Annotated in this window: 15 protein-coding genes and 1 pseudogene; 8 read left to right on the top strand and 8 right to left on the bottom strand. The window is 62.2% G+C overall.

The features are described from left to right. The 4 genes and pseudogenes from H928_RS33805 to H928_RS0123030 all read right to left on the bottom strand — a co-directional run. Positions 1-197 (bottom strand): annotated as a pseudogene (locus tag H928_RS33805) (hypothetical protein); the annotation flags it as partial. A 63-nt stretch (positions 198-260) separates the two neighbouring features. Continuing rightward, a complete protein-coding gene (locus H928_RS0123020) occupies positions 261-533 on the bottom strand; it encodes a bacterioferritin-associated ferredoxin (RefSeq protein WP_021028611.1) in 273 nt (90 codons plus the stop codon). 514 nt (positions 534-1047) lie between these two features. Then, on the bottom strand, positions 1048-1335 hold the full coding sequence (locus tag H928_RS0123025; RefSeq protein WP_021028612.1) for an SWIB/MDM2 domain-containing protein: 288 nt from the start codon (positions 1333-1335) through the stop codon (positions 1048-1050). A gap of 250 nt (positions 1336-1585) precedes the next feature. Next, positions 1586-2554, bottom strand: coding sequence for a DMT family transporter (locus tag H928_RS0123030; protein ID WP_021028613.1), 969 nt, complete (start codon positions 2552-2554; stop codon positions 1586-1588). A 415-nt stretch (positions 2555-2969) separates the two neighbouring features. Between H928_RS0123030 and aceA the strand changes: the two genes are divergently transcribed. Continuing rightward, entirely contained in the window at positions 2970-4301 is a 1332-nt protein-coding gene (gene aceA, locus H928_RS0123040) for an isocitrate lyase (RefSeq protein WP_021028615.1), read from the top strand. Between the two features lie 146 nt (positions 4302-4447). Then, entirely contained in the window at positions 4448-4843 is a 396-nt protein-coding gene (locus H928_RS0123045; RefSeq protein ID WP_021028616.1) for a cupin domain-containing protein, read from the top strand. A 101-nt stretch (positions 4844-4944) separates the two neighbouring features. Here the strand turns inward: H928_RS0123045 and argG are convergent, their stop codons facing one another. From argG to H928_RS0123065, 4 genes are all read right to left on the bottom strand, one after another. Continuing rightward, complete coding sequence (gene argG, locus H928_RS0123050; RefSeq protein WP_021028617.1) at positions 4945-6282, bottom strand: argininosuccinate synthase; 1338 nt, start codon at positions 6280-6282, stop codon at positions 4945-4947. A gap of 127 nt (positions 6283-6409) precedes the next feature. Further along, the gene (locus H928_RS0123055) at positions 6410-6727 is read right to left on the bottom strand and encodes a pyrimidine/purine nucleoside phosphorylase (protein WP_021028618.1); all 318 of its coding nucleotides are present in this window, start codon (positions 6725-6727) and stop codon (positions 6410-6412) included. Between the two features lie 216 nt (positions 6728-6943). Continuing rightward, positions 6944-7732, bottom strand: a complete 789-nt coding sequence (locus H928_RS30380; RefSeq protein WP_052330213.1) for a glycine zipper 2TM domain-containing protein — start codon at positions 7730-7732, stop codon at positions 6944-6946. A 211-nt stretch (positions 7733-7943) separates the two neighbouring features. Beyond that, the gene (locus tag H928_RS0123065; RefSeq protein ID WP_021028619.1) at positions 7944-8306 is read right to left on the bottom strand and encodes an ArsC family reductase; all 363 of its coding nucleotides are present in this window, start codon (positions 8304-8306) and stop codon (positions 7944-7946) included. 46 nt (positions 8307-8352) lie between these two features. Between H928_RS0123065 and folC the strand changes: the two genes are divergently transcribed. The 6 genes from folC to gltX all read left to right on the top strand — a co-directional run bounded on the left by folC (position 8353) and on the right by gltX (position 15546). After that, the gene (gene folC, locus H928_RS0123070; RefSeq protein ID WP_021028620.1) at positions 8353-9672 is read left to right on the top strand and encodes a bifunctional tetrahydrofolate synthase/dihydrofolate synthase; all 1320 of its coding nucleotides are present in this window, start codon (positions 8353-8355) and stop codon (positions 9670-9672) included. A 62-nt stretch (positions 9673-9734) separates the two neighbouring features. Then, positions 9735-10694: an SPOR domain-containing protein gene (locus H928_RS0123075; protein WP_021028621.1), complete on the top strand. Its 960-nt coding sequence runs from the start codon at positions 9735-9737 to the stop codon at positions 10692-10694. A 139-nt stretch (positions 10695-10833) separates the two neighbouring features. Next, positions 10834-11373: a CvpA family protein gene (locus H928_RS29470; protein WP_021028622.1), complete on the top strand. Its 540-nt coding sequence runs from the start codon at positions 10834-10836 to the stop codon at positions 11371-11373. Between the two features lie 19 nt (positions 11374-11392). Next, positions 11393-12904: an amidophosphoribosyltransferase gene (gene purF, locus H928_RS0123085; RefSeq protein ID WP_021028623.1), complete on the top strand. Its 1512-nt coding sequence runs from the start codon at positions 11393-11395 to the stop codon at positions 12902-12904. Between the two features lie 30 nt (positions 12905-12934). Next, positions 12935-14149 (top strand): O-succinylhomoserine sulfhydrylase, encoded by a 1215-nt coding sequence (locus H928_RS0123090; RefSeq protein ID WP_027011308.1) that lies wholly within the window; start codon positions 12935-12937, stop codon positions 14147-14149. Continuing rightward, on the top strand, positions 14146-15546 hold the full coding sequence (gene gltX / locus H928_RS0123095) for a glutamate--tRNA ligase (RefSeq protein ID WP_021028625.1): 1401 nt from the start codon (positions 14146-14148) through the stop codon (positions 15544-15546). The genes H928_RS0123090 and gltX overlap by 4 nt, the downstream gene beginning before the upstream one ends. Positions 15547-15574: the final 28 nt, after the last annotated feature.

The raw sequence follows: 15574 nt of genomic DNA on the forward strand, positions 1-15574 counted from the left end.
ATGACCGGTTCGGGCTTGGGCATCTCGACTGCTGCACTTTTGAGCAGGCCCGCCTGCAAGGCCCAAAGACCTGCGACGTGCGCTGCCAGCACCGAACCCGTAACCACGATATTGCGCCCCATTTTTTTGGAGGGGCTGTAAGGGTCTGGTGAGAGCATAAGGGCAATAAAAAATGCTGCAGCCTGAAGCCGCAGCACGGCATATCAATGCGTTGGTGGCTTATTTCTGAAAGACCCACCAGAGAGAGGCAGCGACCAGAATCAGGCTACCGAGGACAGCGGCGAAGAGTTCCATGCTTTGCTTTCCATGATGGTGGTGGCAAGCTGGACCGGGTGCACTGCTGCTTCATTGCGCAAGGCAGCAACCGGACGCGACGCGCTGCATTGCTCGACCACATCGCGGGCGCAACCTTCGCAGCAGCCGCATTGCAGTCCAACACCCAGTTCGAACTGGATTTCATCGAACGACATACCCGCATGCGCGTGGCGAGCGATCTCTTTGTCCGAGACTCGGCGGCAAACACAAACGATCATGGTCAGATGAACAGCGTGGTGGCTGGCTAGTGAATAACTGAAGGGAATTATAAATAAGAATTTGTCGCATTCGCAATAATCTCCTGAGCGCAATAGGGGTGCTGTGGCCCATAGCTAGGCGATAGTCTGTGTATCTGAACCAGATTGTTAGTATTTATTGTTATAAATCAATAATCTGTGCAATCAGCTGTTGGAAGCATGCTTACACAAAAAATAGCAGGCCTTGGCGGCTTCACACAGATCTGCCGGCCGGCGTGATTGCGCAAAGGGCGGTTGAATGCTGCATGAGGAGGGTGAATGTGGGCAGAAATGGCGTCCATCGCTGCCCAAGGAAAGGTCTCCTTGCACGCTTTGCACGGCCCTTGCCATCCATCGATAAAGGCCATGGCGTGCTGGCGCAGCGCTTGGAGGGACAGCGCCTGCCTGTGAAGAGCAGGCGTAAAAAAACCAGCATGCCTGATGCTGGTTTTTGGACGGCAGCGCAAAGGACTGCGCTGCGCAAGGTCGGCAGGACTTACTTGACGTGCTTGCCGATCAGGCCAGCCATCTCGAACATCGACACCTGGGGCTTGCCAAACACCTTCTTGAGCTTGTCATCGGCGTTGATCATGCGCTTGTTGGCGGCGTCTTGCAGGTTGTGGGCCTTGATGTAGACCCACAGCTTGCTGATGATTTCCGTGCGTGGCAGTGGAGCGGTGCCCACAACAGCGCCCAGTTCTGGGCTTGGGGTCAGCGGCTTCATGAAGGCTGCGTTGGGGGTGCGCTTCTTTGCAGGCGCTGCGGTCTTAGATGCGGTTGCCATGTTTTGGTTTCCTTGTGTCAATATCTCTATCGCCAGCCAGAGTTTCCCTCCGCTGGTTACGGCCATGCTAACGGCAAAAAAACCGCTTTCCAAGGGAGCGCCGCATTTTTTTGCCTCGAAATGTTGCTTGTTTTAGCTTTGCTAACCTTTGTTGATGGATCAAAGCTATCAACAAGCAGCTTAGGGCGTTGATTCTTGTCAGATTGGGGCCTTTTCCCCTCGGAGCATGGTACTGGCTCCCAAGGCGGTGTCAATCGGGGTCGCGTCGCAAAACTGTCTGCCCTCTGCCACGCAGGGGCATTGGCAACGTGGTCAGTGCCAGGCTGGAGACGGCAATCGCAAAGGCCAGCATCTGCAGGCCGCCCAGTGTTTCGCCCAGAAACACCACACCCACCAGCGCGGTGGACAGCGGCAGCATCACTGTGAACACTGCGCTTTGCGAGGCGGGCACGACCTGCAGCCCGGTCATCCACAGCCAGACCGTGACCATGCAGGCCGCCAAGGCATAGCCCAGCAGCAGCAGCCAGGTGGCGGTACCCACCTGGCCAAAGTCAAAATGCCAGGCCAGGTACAGGCCAAAAGGCAGAGTCAGCACAAAGCCCCAGAGGTTGATCAGCGCCGCAATGCGCTTGGGGCTCAGGCTGCTGGTGAGCTTTTTGCCGATGACGGCGTAGCAGGCCTCGCACAACACCGCGCCCACCAGGAGCAGCTGTCCGAGCCAGTGCTTGCCGGGGTCCGCATCGGCGGCGGCGGCTGCAGCCGCGCCCGCATGTGCGCCGGCAGCGGGCTTGGCCAAGGCCAGCAGCACAATGCCCAGCACGGCCAGGCTGATGGCGACCATCACGCGCCCGCTGATGCGCTCCTTGAGCACCAGCCAGCTGAGCAGCGCAATGGCCGCCGGGATCGTCGCCATCGTGACACTGGCGGTGACCGCACTGGTCATTGACACCCCAGTGATCATGCACAGCGTAAAGAGAAAGTTGCCAAAAAAGGATTCGAGAAACAGCAGCCCCTTGGCCTTGGCGGGCAATGGCGCCTCATGGGCTGGGCGTTTGAGCCAGCCGAGCATGGCCACTCCGCCAATGCCAAAACGCAGCCAGGCCAGCAGCAAGACCGGAAAAGTGGCGGCCAGTGGCTTGGAGAGCGCGACATAGGCGCCCACCAGCGACATGCTGAGTGCCAGGTAGAAATAAGCCAAGGGCTTGCTATGGATGCGCATGGTTGCAAAGACTAAATGGGGGAGCGGGGCGATCGGGGCAGGCGGGGCCAGGCGCAAGCAAGCTGTCATATCCGCTTTGCACAATGGGCCATGCGCATCATGCCGCAATTGGCCAGCCTCTGGCAGGCAGCGCTGCTGCAGCCTGGACAGCAGTGGTTCTGAAAACGGATTCTCATATTGTGAAATATGCTGATATTGCAGTGCGTCAATATTTCTCAATACGAGAAATCGCATTTCTCAATGCGGAATAGTATTGATAGTATGTTGATTTTTAATGATTAAAAATTAGTCTTATATAAGACATAAGACAAAAATATGCGGCGGGGCAGGCGTACAGTAAGAGCCATGGACAGACGGTATCTGTCCACCAGTTTTCAATCCGTTAGTTCCACCCACTTGACCACAGGAGTTCCCCATGTCTCAGAAACTGAACCAGCAACTCAGCCGCGAACAGCAAATTGCCGCCCTTGAATTGGATTGGGCGCAAAACCCCCGCTGGAAGGGCGTCAAGCGCGGCTACTCGGCGGCGGACGTGGTGCGTCTGCGCGGCAGCGTGCAGCCGGAGTACACCTTGGCCCAGCGCGGCGCCCAGGTGCTGTGGGACAAGATCAATGGCGGTGCCAAGAAGGGCTATGTGAATGCCTTTGGCGCAATCACCGCAGGCCAGGCCATGCAGCAGGCCAAGGCGGGTCTGGAAGCGGTCTACCTGTCGGGCTGGCAGGTGGCAGCGGACGGCAACACCTCGGAGACCATGTACCCCGACCAGTCGCTCTACGCCTATGACTCGGTGCCCACCATGGTGCGCCGGATCAACAACACCTTCAAGCGCGCTGACGAGATCCAGTGGGCCAAGGGCGTGAACCCGGGCGACAAGGAGTTCATCGACTACTTCCTGCCGATCGTGGCCGATGCCGAAGCGGGCTTTGGCGGCGTGCTCAATGCTTTCGAGCTGATGAAGAACATGATTGCCTCGGGCGCTGCCGGCGTGCACTTTGAAGACCAGCTCGCTGCCGTCAAGAAGTGCGGCCACATGGGCGGCAAGGTGCTGGTGCCCACGCATGAAGCCTGTGAGAAACTGATCGCTGCGCGTTTTGCCGCCGACGTGATGGGTGTGCCCACGATTGTGCTGGCCCGCACCGATGCCGAAGCGGCCAACCTGATCACCAGCGACCACGACGCCAATGACAAGCCCTTCCTGGTGGGCGAGCGCACGCAAGAAGGCTTCTACCGCGTCAAGAACGGTCTGGAGCAGGCGATCAGCCGTGGCGTGGCCTACGCGCCCTATGCCGATCTGGTGTGGTGCGAGACCGGCACGCCGGACCTGGGCTTTGCCCGCGAATTTGCCCAGGCCGTGCATGCCTCCAGCCCCGGCAAGCTGCTGAGCTACAACTGCTCGCCATCGTTCAACTGGAAGAAGAACCTTGACGACGCGACGATTGCCAAGTTCCAGGACGAGCTGGCGGCGCTGGGCTACAAGTACCAGTTCATCACCTTGGCCGGTATCCACAGCAACTGGTACAACACCTTCAAGTTTGCCCACGCCTATGCCCGTGGCGAAGGCATGAAGCACTATGTGGAGATGATCCAGGAGCCCGAATTCGCTGCCCGCGAGCAAGGCTACACCTTTGTCTCGCACCAGCAGGAAGTGGGCGCAGGCTACTTCGACGATGTGACCACGGTGATCCAGGGCGGCTCGTCCAGCGTCAAGGCGCTGACCGGCTCGACCGAAGAAGAGCAGTTCCACTGATCTGCGACGCCTGCAGGCGAGACGGCCTGCAGGCGCAGCAGATGCAGCAAGGCGGCACCATCGGTGCCGCCTTTTCTTTGGCTTTTCGTCCCAGCGCTGCCAGATAATCGCTGCTTGCGCATTTGCACCGCTTATCGATCACTGCCATGTCCACTACTGCCGCTGCCACCTCTGCCACGCCCGCTGCCCCCAAGATCTCCATCATCCATTGGCCCGCCAAGACCCTGGTCAATCCCGTCATCGGCAAGCCCAGCCGCCCGATCAGCGGCGATACCGAGTACCAGACCATGAATGTGTTCGAGGGTCTGGGCGGCAGGGTGAGCTCGGGCACCTGGCAGTCCACCGCCGGCCACTTCAGCTCCAATGTGCAGGGCTATATCGAGTTTTGCGTCATTGTCGAAGGCGACTGCCGCCTGGTCGACCCCGATGGCACCGTGCACCGTTTTGGCGTGGGCGACCATTTCATCATGCCCGAGGGCTGGACCGGCCACTGGGAGGTGGACAGCTTTGTGAAGAAGGTCTACCTGGTGGCCGAGGCCTGAGAGCGCAGCTCTCGCGCCGCCTCCAAACGATAAAAAAACCGCTGTGGCCTTGGCAGGCACACAGCGGTTTTTGCTGGGTGGAAGGGCTTCCGCTGGCGGAATTACTTCTTGTCGTTGCCCAGCTGGGGCAGCGCGTGGCTGCCGCTGGCGGTCAGCAGGCCGGTCTGGGTGTAGATGGCCAGCTTGTCGCGGGTGTCCATCAGGTCCAGGTTGCGCATGGTCAGCTGGCCAATGCGGTCAGCGGGGCTGAATGGCGCGTCTTCCACCTTTTCCATCGACAGGCGCTCGGGCTTGTAGGTCAGGTTGGCCGATTCGGTGTTCAAGAGCGAGTAGTCGTTGCCACGGCGCAGCTCCAGGGTCACGGTGCCGGTGATGGCACGGGCAACCCAGCGCTGGGCGGTTTCGCGCAGCATGATGGCCTGTGGGTCAAACCAGCGGCCTTGGTACAGCAGACGGCCCAGGCGCAGACCGTTGATGCGGTACTGCTCGATGGTGTCTTCGTTGTGGATGCCGGTCACCAGGCGCTCGTAGGCGATGTGCAGCAGCGCCATGCCGGGGGCTTCGTAGATGCCGCGGCTCTTGGCTTCGATGATGCGGTTCTCGATCTGGTCGCTCATGCCCAGGCCGTGGCGACCGCCGATGCGGTTGGCTTCCAGGAAGAAGGCGACCGGGTCTTCGATGCGCTGGCCGTTCAGGGCCACAGGGCGGCCTTCTTCAAAGGTGACGGAGACTTCCTCGGCCTTGACGTCGACCTCGGGCTTCCAGAATGCCACGCCCATGATGGGGTTGACGATGCGGATGCCGCTGTTCAAGAACTCCAGGTCCTTGGCTTCGTGGGTGGCGCCCAGCATGTTGGAGTCGGTCGAGTAGGCCTTCTCCGCGCTCATCTTGTAGCCAAAACCTTCCTTGGTCATGAAGGCCGACATCTCGGCGCGGCCGCCCAGCTCGTCGATGAAGGTCTGGTCCAGCCAGGGCTTGTAGATCTTCAGCGCAGGGTTGGTCAAGAGGCCGTAGCGGTAGAAACGCTCGATGTCATTGCCCTTGAAGGTCGAGCCATCGCCCCAGATGTTGACGTCGTCTTCCTTCATCGCGGCCACCAGCATGGTGCCGGTCACGGCGCGGCCCAGCGGTGTGGTGTTGAAGTAGGTGATGCCACCGGTGGAGATGTGGAAGGCGCCGGCCTGGATGGCAGCGATACCTTCGTTGGCCAGCTGGCTGCGGCAGTCGATCAGGCGGGCCTTCTCGGCACCGTATTCCATGGCCTTGCGCGGGATCTCGTCGTAATCGGACTCATCGGGTTGGCCCAGGTTGGCCGTGTAGGCGTAGGGCAGCGCGCCCTTGTTCTTCATCCAACGCAGGGCTGCGCTGGTGTCGAGGCCGCCGGAGAAGGCGATGCCGACCTTCTGGCCGACGGGAACATGTTGCAGGATGGTTTCCATGGTGTGGCTTTTCTCTAAAAACAGGCGCTGCTGCGGTGCTGTCGGGTGTGGGCTGGTTCAGCGATCGGCCCGAGCAGCTTTGTGCAGCGGGAGGTATGCGCCAGCTAGCCCGGCGCAGCCCCAAAAATCAGGCGTAGTGGCAGATGTAGTGGTAGGCCTCGGCCACGCGGATATCGAACTTGCTGTTGGCCGGAACGCTGAATTTGTCGCCAGGGCCGGACTTTTTCCATTCGTCGCTGCCGTCGAGCTTGTACTCGCAGGCGCCGGCAACGCACTCCATGATCTCGGCGGCGGCCGTGCCAAAGGTCAAGGTGGCTGCAAGCACCACACCGACCGATTGCTTGGTGCCGTCGGCCAGCTGGTAGCTGTGGCTGACGCACTTGCCATCAAAATAAACATTGGCCTTGGTGGTGAGGCGTACGCCGTCGATGCTCTCAGTGATCATGGAAGACAACAGGTAAATGGAGGAAACCCGCCATTGTAGGCGAGGCCTTTGCCCGTCTCTGGAACATGGTGGGGCAGTTGAGCGGCATGGCAGGCATAAAAAAGCAGCAGTACCGGAGTACTGCTGCTGGTGGCCGGGCCACACCTGGCTGGGCCACACCTGGCTGGGCCACACCTGGCCGGGACGCGACACCGCAATGGCGCGTCGCTCTTTGGTTTAACGCCAGTGGCCGCGGTGGCCGCCCCAGTAACCGCCCACGCCAATCTGCACCGAGGGCTGCAGCATGACGGGCGGCGGCGCATAGTACACAGGCGCCGGCGCGACATAGACCGGGGGCGGCGCCATATAGACGGGCTGCTGGTAGACCGGCTGGCTGCTGACGACAACGCCGGGCTCAGGAGCCGTGTAGGCATAGTCCTGCGCAGGTGGGTTGTCGTAGGCCGCTGCGGCAGGCTGCACGCTCAGCGGCAGCCATTCACCGGGGGCGGTGGCCGTGCGCGTGCTGTAGCGGCGGCCCGCGTATTCATACTCCACGTTGTAGCCATCGGGCTGGTTTTGCGTGGTGTACTGGTTGGCGCATTGCCGCACTGTCTGGTAGCTGGGGGTGCCGCCTTCGAGCTGGTTGCCGATGGCTGAGCCGGCAATGACGCCAGCGCCGGTGGCCGCTGCGCGGCCAAACCCATGGCCAATGCCGTTGCCGAGCAAGCCGCCGACGACGGCGCCGGTAATCGCGCCCACGCCGGAGGTGCGCTGGCCGGCATACACCTGCTGGTCATTGCAGACGGTTTGCGGCGTGTTGACCTGGCGGTAGGCCGGCGTGACCGACAGCACCCGGCCATAGGGTTGCTCGCCCGCAGGCAGTGGTGGCTGCGCGCCAGGCGCTTGCTGCGGCAAGAAGGGATCGGACGAGGGCGAATAATTTTGGGCCCAGACCGAGGGGCTGGCTGCCGCCAAGGTGGACAGCGCAGCCAGCACGATCAGGCGGGCTGAGACCAGATGTGGCATGAATGCCTCCAAAAAAGCGATAAGTTGCTGGGTGCTCAACGCGCCAGTACCTAGACTGGGCGACACGCTTTACACCGCCTGCACAAATATCTAAGACCAGGCTGCAGGCATTAAGTTCAGCATGCGCCCATGCTGCCCTTGGCGTGTATCTGCGCCATGTCGCAGCGTAAAGCGCCGGTCAACACCGCCCAGCGGAATCCGCTGAGGGCCCTCAGGCGATCTTGCTGCTCCAAACCGTCTCATCAAAGCCCACGGTGACGGAGCCATCGGCCCATTCGACCACCGGGCGCTTGATCACGCTGGGGTTGGCAATCATCAGCGCACTGGCGCTGTCGGCGTCCGTCACGGCTTGTTGCACGTTGGGATCCAGCTTGCGCCAGGTGGTGCCTTGGCGGTTGACCAGTTTTTCCCAGCTGGCCTTGGCGATCCAGTCGGTCAGATGGCTGGCGGGCACACCCGCTTTCTTGAAATCATGGAATTGGTGGTCGACGCCCTGCGCCTCCAGCCAGGTGCGGGCTTTTTTGACGGTGCTGCAGTTGGGGATGCCGTAGACGGCGATGGTGTGGTTACTCATGGACAGCAATGATGACACAGCCGCAATTACGCGACAATCTGGCCCCATGCAAACCCGTTTCGATACCTTGGAGCAGTGGCTCGCCCACTGCGAGCAGATTCATCCCAAAACCATTGACATGGGGCTGACCCGCGTCAAGGCCGTGGCCGAGCGCCTGGCGCTGCGCTTTGCCTGCCCGGTGATCACGGTGGCGGGCACCAATGGCAAGGGCTCGACCTGCGCCATGCTGGAGGCCGTGGCACTGGAAGCCGGCTACCGCCCCGGGGTGTTCACCTCGCCCCACCTGGTGCATTTTGAAGAGCGCTGCCGCGTGCATGGCGAGATTGTCTCGGCCGCCGTTCTGCTGCCGCATTTCGAAGCGGTGGAAGCGGCTCGCCTGCAGGCGCCCGAGATTTCGCTCAGCTATTTCGAGTTCACCACCTTGGCGATCCTGCGCCTGTTGAGCCAGGCCAAGCTGGATGTGGCGATTCTGGAAGTGGGCCTGGGCGGCCGGCTGGACGCCACCAATATCATCGACACGGACTGCGCGGTCATCACCAGCATCGACCTGGACCATATGGACCTGCTGGGCCCCGACCGCGAATCGATCGGCCGGGAAAAGGCCGGCATCATGCGCCCGGGCAAACCGGCCGTTGTCAGCGACCCGGTACCGCCGCAAAGCGTGATCGATTACGCGCAGAGCATTGGCGCCGACCTGTGGCGCTTTGGCCGCGATTTCAACTATGAAGGCGACAAGCAGCAGTGGAGCTGGGCAGGGCGCGGCCGCCGCTATGCCGGCATGGCCTACCCGGCGCTGCGCGGTGCCAATCAGCTGGTCAATGCGTCTGGCGTGCTGGCCGCCTACGAGGCCTTGCGCCAGGTGCTGCCGGTCACGGCCCAGGCCGTGCGCAATGGCCTGGCGATGGTCGAGCTGCCAGGCCGCTTCCAGATCGTGCCTGGCCAGCCGGCGGTGGTGCTGGATGTTGCGCACAACCCGCATGCGATTGCCGCACTGACGGCCAACCTGGATGCGATGGGCTACTTTCCCACCACCCATGCGGTCTTTGGTGCCATGCATGACAAGGACCTGACGCCGATGCTGCGCAAGCTGGGCCCCCTGGTGGACCGCTGGTATTTCTGCGACCTGCCCACGGACCGGGCCGAGAAGGCGGTGGACCTGCAGTCCAAATGGAATGCCGTGCACCTGCTGTCTGATCAGCGGCGCGAAGTGGCTACAGCTTGTTACCCGGACCCGATGGCCGCATTCCAGGCGGCCGTCGAAGCGGCAGGGCCCGCTGATAGAATCGTCGTTTTCGGCTCGTTCTTTACGGTGGGCGGGGTGTTGAAGCACGGTGTGCCACGGCTCGATGCCAAGCACCTGAACTAAAAGCAGCCCCACGATGGGGCCGCTCCCAGCGACCTGTTTTCAAGCTCCACCTCCAATCGTCCATGGCAATTTTCAATCTTCGATGGCCCGGTAAAAAGCAACAGGAAGCGGAGAGCCCGCGCGTGATTCGCGCGCCGCGCAGCAATCCTGCCGAGAGTGTGGATGCCATGCGCCGCCGCGCGCGCCACCGCCTGATCGGTGCCACCGTGCTGGTGCTGGCGGCCATCATCGGTTTTCCGATGCTGTTCGACACCCAGCCGCGCCCGGTGCCAGTCAATGCCTCGATTGAGATCCCGGACCGCGAGCGTGTGGCCGCCCTGGCCGTGCCGCCTGCGTCCAACGCCGCAGGGCCGCACGGCAGCCATGCGGGCAATGACAATGGCCTGGATGCAGGCGAAGAGATTGTTGGCGCAAGAAGCAATGCAGCCACGGCCCCAGCGGCCGCTGGCGCTACCGCAGCAGCGGCCGCCGCGGCAGCTGCCACGGCTGCCAGCAAACCCGCGGACAAGCCTGCGACCCCCACCGCCAAGCCCGAGCCGGCGGCCAAACCAGAGCCCGCTGCCAAGCCAGAACCGAAACCTGAGCCCAAGCCAGCGCCTAAACCCGAACCCAAGCCCGAGCCCAAACCGGAGGCCAAGCCCAAGGAAGAGCCCAAGCCCAAGCCGGCAGAACCCGCCAAGCCCAAGCGCGATGACGAGGCCGACCGGGTCCGCGCGATGATGGAAGGCCGCACGGCCACTGCGCCTGCAGCAGCACCAGCCGCTGCCCCCGCTGCCAAGCCGGCGGCCGCTGCCAGCCGCTATGCGATCCAGGTGGGTGCGTTTGCCGAGGAGAGCAAGGCGGCCGAGGTGCGTGCCAAGCTGCAGATGGCCGGTGTCCCGGCCTATACGCAATCGGTCAAGACGGCGTCGGGCAACCGCATCCGTGTGCGGGTGGGGCCTTTCAACAGCAAGGAAGAGGCCGACAGCGCCGCAGCCAAGGTGCGCGCCCAGGGCCTGCCCGCTGCGCTGCTGCCGATGTAAGACTGGCGCCGCTGCCCACTGCCGACCCCACCACCTGTTGTTGTGACACCTTTCTACCGCGCCTTGTCATCGCCATGCACCCCATGCCGGGTGCGGGCGCTGGCAGGCGCTCCCTGGCCCCTGCGGGCGGAGCATTGACATGTCGGCCCTGGACTGGGTATTTATCTTGATCCTGCTGGGGTCGGTGCTGATCGGCGCCATGCGCGGTCTGGTGTTCGAGGTGCTGTCGCTGATCAGCTGGGTGCTGGCCTTTTTTGCGGCTCGGCTGTGGGGCGCTGAGATCGGCATGTGGTTGCCGATGCAGGAAATGGACGAGGGTGTGCGGATCGCCGCAGGCCTTGTGATCGTCTTTGTTGTCGCCATCTTCGCTTTGGGCCTGGTGATTCGCATCATCGGCAAACTGGTTCAGATCGTGGGTTTGCGGCCCTTTGACCGCACGCTGGGCGCGCTGTTTGGTGCCCTGCGTGGGGTGTTACTACTTGTGTTGATCGCTCTGGTTTTTATGCTGACATCGATGCGGGAATCGCAAATCTGGAACACTTCAGTCTTCGCACCGCATCTGGTGTCGGCAGTGTCAGTGTTGCGGCCATGGATGCCGCAAGAAATGGGAAGACATTGGTCTTCACTGGTGGACCAGCTCACCGAGGCTGGTTCACGCATCGCGGCAGAGCCGCGTTAACGTTTTTGGAACGCTCAATATGTGTGGAATCGTCGGAGTCGTCAGTAGCACGCCGGTCAATCAATTGATCTATGACGCGCTGTTGCTGCTGCAACACCGTGGACAGGATGCAGCAGGCATTGCAACCCAGCAGGGGCGCAAGTTCTTCATGCACAAGGCCAAAGGCATGGTCAAGGATGTGTTCCGTACCCGCAATATGCGGGCTTTGCCGGGCAATGTCGGCCTGGGTCAGGTGCGCTATCCCACTGCAGGCAATGCCTACAGTGAGGAGGAAGCCCAGCCTTTCTACGTCAATGCGCCTTTTGGCATCGTGCTGGTGCACAACGGCAACCTGACCAATGCCGTGCAGCTGCGCAAGGAGCTGTTCTCCACCGACCACCGCCACACCAACACCGAGAGCGACTCGGAAGTGCTGCTCAACGTGTTCGCCCATGAGCTGGAGCGTGCCACGCACGGCATCCCGCTGCAAAAGCAGGATGTGTTCAACGCCATCCGTGCGGTGCACAAGCGCGTGCAGGGCTCCTACGCGGTGATCGCACTGATCGCCGGCCACGGTGTGGTGGCGTTCCGCGATCCGAACGGCATCCGCCCGCTGTGCATTGGCCGTGGTGCCGATGGCACCGTGATGGTGGCCAGCGAATCGGTGGCGCTCGAAGGCACGATGCAGCAGCTCGAGCGCGATATCGCCCCGGGCGAAGCGGTGTTCATCGGCGACGATGGCTCGCTGACCTTCGAGCAATGCGCCGAAAGCCCCAGCCTGCACCCCTGCATTTTTGAGTTTGTCTACCTGGCACGTCCGGATTCGGTGCTCGATGGCATGTCGGTCTACCAGGCGCGGCTGAACCTGGGTGAGTCGCTGGCCACGCGCGTGATCTCGATGGTGCCGCCCAACGAGATCGATGCGGTGATCCCGATTCCCGAATCGAGCCGCCCCAGTGCGATGCAACTGGCCCAGCTGCTGGGCAAGCCCTACCGCGAAGGCTTCGTCAAGAACCGCTATGTGGGCCGTACCTTCATCATGCCGGGCCAGGGCGCGCGCAAGAAATCGGTGCGCCAGAAGCTCAATGCCATCGGCAGCGAGTTCCAGGGCCGCAATGTGCTGCTGGTCGATGACTCCATCGTGCGCGGCACTACGTCCAAGGAAATCGTGCAGATGGCGCGCGACGCTGGCGCCAACAAGGTCTACTTGGCCAGCGCGGCGCCACCGGTGCGTTACCCCAATGTCTACGGCATCGACATGCCCACCGCCAAGGAGCTGGTGGCCCATGGCCGCAGCCTCGAAGAGATTCGCCAGTACATCGGCTGCGACGCGCTGATCTACCAGGACGTCGACGGCATGAAGAACGCCGTGGGCAAGCTCAACACGGGCGTGCATGGCTTTGAGGCCTCGTGCTTTGACGGTGTCTATGTCACCGGCATCACGCCCGAAGGCATCTCGCAGGTCAATGAAGGCCGTGTGTCCGCCGAAGAGGACGATCTCGATACCTCGCGTCTGTCACTGCGCAACGCAGATGTGACGGATGCGGCTTGATAGTGGTCTGCGTACTGCTTGGGAAGAAGAATGACTGATAAGAAATTGCCGCCGGGCCTGCATCCCGATACCTTGGCGGTCCGTGAGGCGGTGGAGCGCAGCCAATGGGGCGAGCACAGCGAAGCCCTGTACCTGGCCAGCAGCTTTGTGCAGCCCAATGCCGAGACGGCCGCGCGCCGCTTTGCCGCGCTGGAAGAGGGCTACACCTACACCCGCACCGGCAACCCGACGGTGACCAGCTTTGAGCGCCGCCTGGCCGCGATGGAGGGCACCGAGTGCGCCATCGCCACCTCGACGGGCATGTCCGCCATCTTGCTGGTGGCGCTGACCGTGCTGAAGACTGGCGACCATGTGATCTGCTCGCAGTCCATGTTCGGCTCGACGATCAAGCTGCTGGGCACCGAGATGGCCCGCTTTGGCGTGGAAACCAGCTTTGTGTCGCAAACCGATGTGGAGGCCTGGAAGGCCGCCATCCGGCCCAACACGCGCATGCTGTTTGCCGAGACGCCGACCAATCCGCTCACCGACCTGTGCGACATTGCCGCGCTGGCCGAGCTGGCCCATGCGCATGGCGCCTTGCTGGCCGTCGACAACAGCTTTGCCACACCGGTGCTGCAGCAACCGGCCAAGCTCGGCGCCGATCTGGTCGTGCATTCGGGCACCAAGTTCCTCGATGGCCAGGGCCGCGTGATGGCGGGCGCCGTCTGCGGCACCGTCGCGCTGGTCGACAAGGTCATGGGCACCTTCTTGCGCAGCGGGGGGCTGAACCTCTCGCCTTTCAACGCCTGGGTGGTGATGAAGGGCATGGAGACCCTGTCCCTGCGTGTGAAGGCCGAAAGCGCCGCCGCGCTGGAGCTGGCACGCTGGTTGGAGTCGCATCCCAAGGTGGCCCGGGTCTACTACCCTGGCCTGGAAAGCCACCCGCAGCATGCGCTGGCGATGCGCCAGCAAAACGGCATGGGCGGCGCCGTGCTGGCCTTTGATGTGGTGGGTGAGGGCGCGGAACAGCTGCGCGCCAATGCCTTCCATGTGGTCGACAGCACCTTGCTGTGCTCGATCACGGCCAATCTGGGGGATGTGAAGACCACGATCACCCACCCGGCCAGCACTTCGCACGGCCGCCTGACTGAAGAGCAGCGCCAGTCCGCTGGCGTGGGCCAGGGCCTGATCCGCATCTCCGTCGGCCTGGAACACCTGGATGATTTGAAAGCCGACCTGTTGCGCGGCCTGGATACCCTGACATGAGCACCAAAGTACGTACCCGTTTTGCCCCGTCGCCTACCGGCTTTATCCATCTGGGCAATATCCGCTCGGCCCTCTACCCCTGGGCCTTTGCACGCGCCAACCAGGGCGATTTCATCCTGCGCATCGAAGACACCGATCTGGAGCGCTCCAACCAGGCCTCCGTCGATGTGATTCTGGAAGGGATGGCCTGGCTGCAGCTGGACCCCAACGAAGGCCCGTTCTACCAGATGCAGCGCATGGACCGCTACAAGGAAGTGCTGGCCACCCTGCAGGAAAAGGGCGCCGTCTACCCCTGCTACATGAGCATGGAAGAGCTGGACGCGCTGCGTGAAAAGCAGATGGCCAACAAGGAAAAGCCACGTTACGACGGCACCTGGCGCCCCGAAGAGGGCAAGGTGCTGCCGCCGGTGCCCGAAGGCGTCAAGCCCGTGCTGCGTTTCAAGACGCCGTTGACCGGTGTTGTGGCCTGGGAAGACAAGTGCAAGGGCCGCATCGAGTTCCAGAACTCCGAGCTCGATGACCTGGTCATTGCCCGTCCTGATGGCACGCCGACCTACAACTTCTGCGTCTGCGTCGATGACATGGACATGGCGATTACCCATGTGATCCGTGGTGACGACCATGTCAACAACACGCCGCGCCAGATCCACATCTTTGAAGCGCTGGGCGCCGATGTGCCCGTGTTTGCCCACCTGCCCACCGTGCTCAATGAGCAGGGCGAGAAGATGAGCAAGCGCAATGGCGCCAAGGCCGTCACCCAGTACCGCGACGAAGGCTACCTGGCCGATGCGATGGTGAACTACCTGGCACGCCTGGGCTGGAGCCACGGCGATGACGAGATTTTCTCGCGCCAGCAGTTTCTGGAGTGGTTCAACCTGGACCACCTGGGCCGCAGCGCGGGCCAGTTTGACGAGGCCAAGCTGCGCTGGGTCAATGCCCAGCACATGAAGCTGACGCCCGATGATGAGCTGGCTGCCATGCTGACCCCGTTCATGAAGAACCTGGGTCTGGACAGCATCACTGTGGGCGACGGCCGCCTGCCGCGCATCTGCGCACTGTTCAAGGACCGCTGCGACACCTTGGCGGACTTGGCGCAATGGGCCAGCGTCTTCTACCAGAATGTGCAGCCCAGCGCGGAAGACCTCCGCGCCCATGTGACGCCCGAGATCATTCCGGTGATCGACGAGTTGCTGCAGGTGCTGCAAGAGGGCGATTGGAGCAAGGAGGCGATCAGCGCCGGCTTCAAGCAGGTGCTCAAGGCGCACGGTATCAAGATGCCGCAGCTGGCGATGCCGGTGCGTGTTTTGGCCGTCGGCACAGCCCATACGCCCTCGGTGGACGCGGTGCTTGCATTACTCGGTCGTGAAAAAATTATCGAAAGACTGCAAAAGCGCTGAAATACGCCCTATAATTCGAGTCTTCGGT

This window comes from Comamonas sp. B-9 (genome assembly GCF_000410635.1).
Lineage (GTDB): Bacteria > Pseudomonadota > Gammaproteobacteria > Burkholderiales > Burkholderiaceae_C > Comamonas.

Excerpts from the sequence above, each read along its gene's own strand:
- purF (WP_021028623.1), top strand. The coding sequence starts at position 11,393 with ATGTGTGGAATCGTCGGAGTCGTCAGTAGCACGCCGGTCAATCAATTG.
- aceA (WP_021028615.1), top strand. The coding sequence starts at position 2,970 with ATGTCTCAGAAACTGAACCAGCAACTCAGCCGCGAACAGCAAATTGCC.
- H928_RS0123045 (WP_021028616.1), top strand. The coding sequence starts at position 4,448 with ATGTCCACTACTGCCGCTGCCACCTCTGCCACGCCCGCTGCCCCCAAG.
- H928_RS30380 (WP_052330213.1), bottom strand. The coding sequence starts at position 7,732 with ATGCCACATCTGGTCTCAGCCCGCCTGATCGTGCTGGCTGCGCTGTCC.
- H928_RS0123090 (WP_027011308.1), top strand. The coding sequence starts at position 12,935 with ATGACTGATAAGAAATTGCCGCCGGGCCTGCATCCCGATACCTTGGCG.
- H928_RS0123025 (WP_021028612.1), bottom strand. The coding sequence starts at position 1,335 with ATGGCAACCGCATCTAAGACCGCAGCGCCTGCAAAGAAGCGCACCCCC.
- H928_RS0123020 (WP_021028611.1), bottom strand. The coding sequence starts at position 533 with ATGATCGTTTGTGTTTGCCGCCGAGTCTCGGACAAAGAGATCGCTCGC.
- H928_RS0123055 (WP_021028618.1), bottom strand. The coding sequence starts at position 6,727 with ATGATCACTGAGAGCATCGACGGCGTACGCCTCACCACCAAGGCCAAT.
- argG (WP_021028617.1), bottom strand. The coding sequence starts at position 6,282 with ATGGAAACCATCCTGCAACATGTTCCCGTCGGCCAGAAGGTCGGCATC.
- gltX (WP_021028625.1), top strand. The coding sequence starts at position 14,146 with ATGAGCACCAAAGTACGTACCCGTTTTGCCCCGTCGCCTACCGGCTTT.
- H928_RS0123065 (WP_021028619.1), bottom strand. The coding sequence starts at position 8,306 with ATGAGTAACCACACCATCGCCGTCTACGGCATCCCCAACTGCAGCACC.
- H928_RS0123030 (WP_021028613.1), bottom strand. The coding sequence starts at position 2,554 with ATGCGCATCCATAGCAAGCCCTTGGCTTATTTCTACCTGGCACTCAGC.
- H928_RS0123075 (WP_021028621.1), top strand. The coding sequence starts at position 9,735 with ATGGCAATTTTCAATCTTCGATGGCCCGGTAAAAAGCAACAGGAAGCG.
- folC (WP_021028620.1), top strand. The coding sequence starts at position 8,353 with ATGCAAACCCGTTTCGATACCTTGGAGCAGTGGCTCGCCCACTGCGAG.
- H928_RS29470 (WP_021028622.1), top strand. The coding sequence starts at position 10,834 with ATGTCGGCCCTGGACTGGGTATTTATCTTGATCCTGCTGGGGTCGGTG.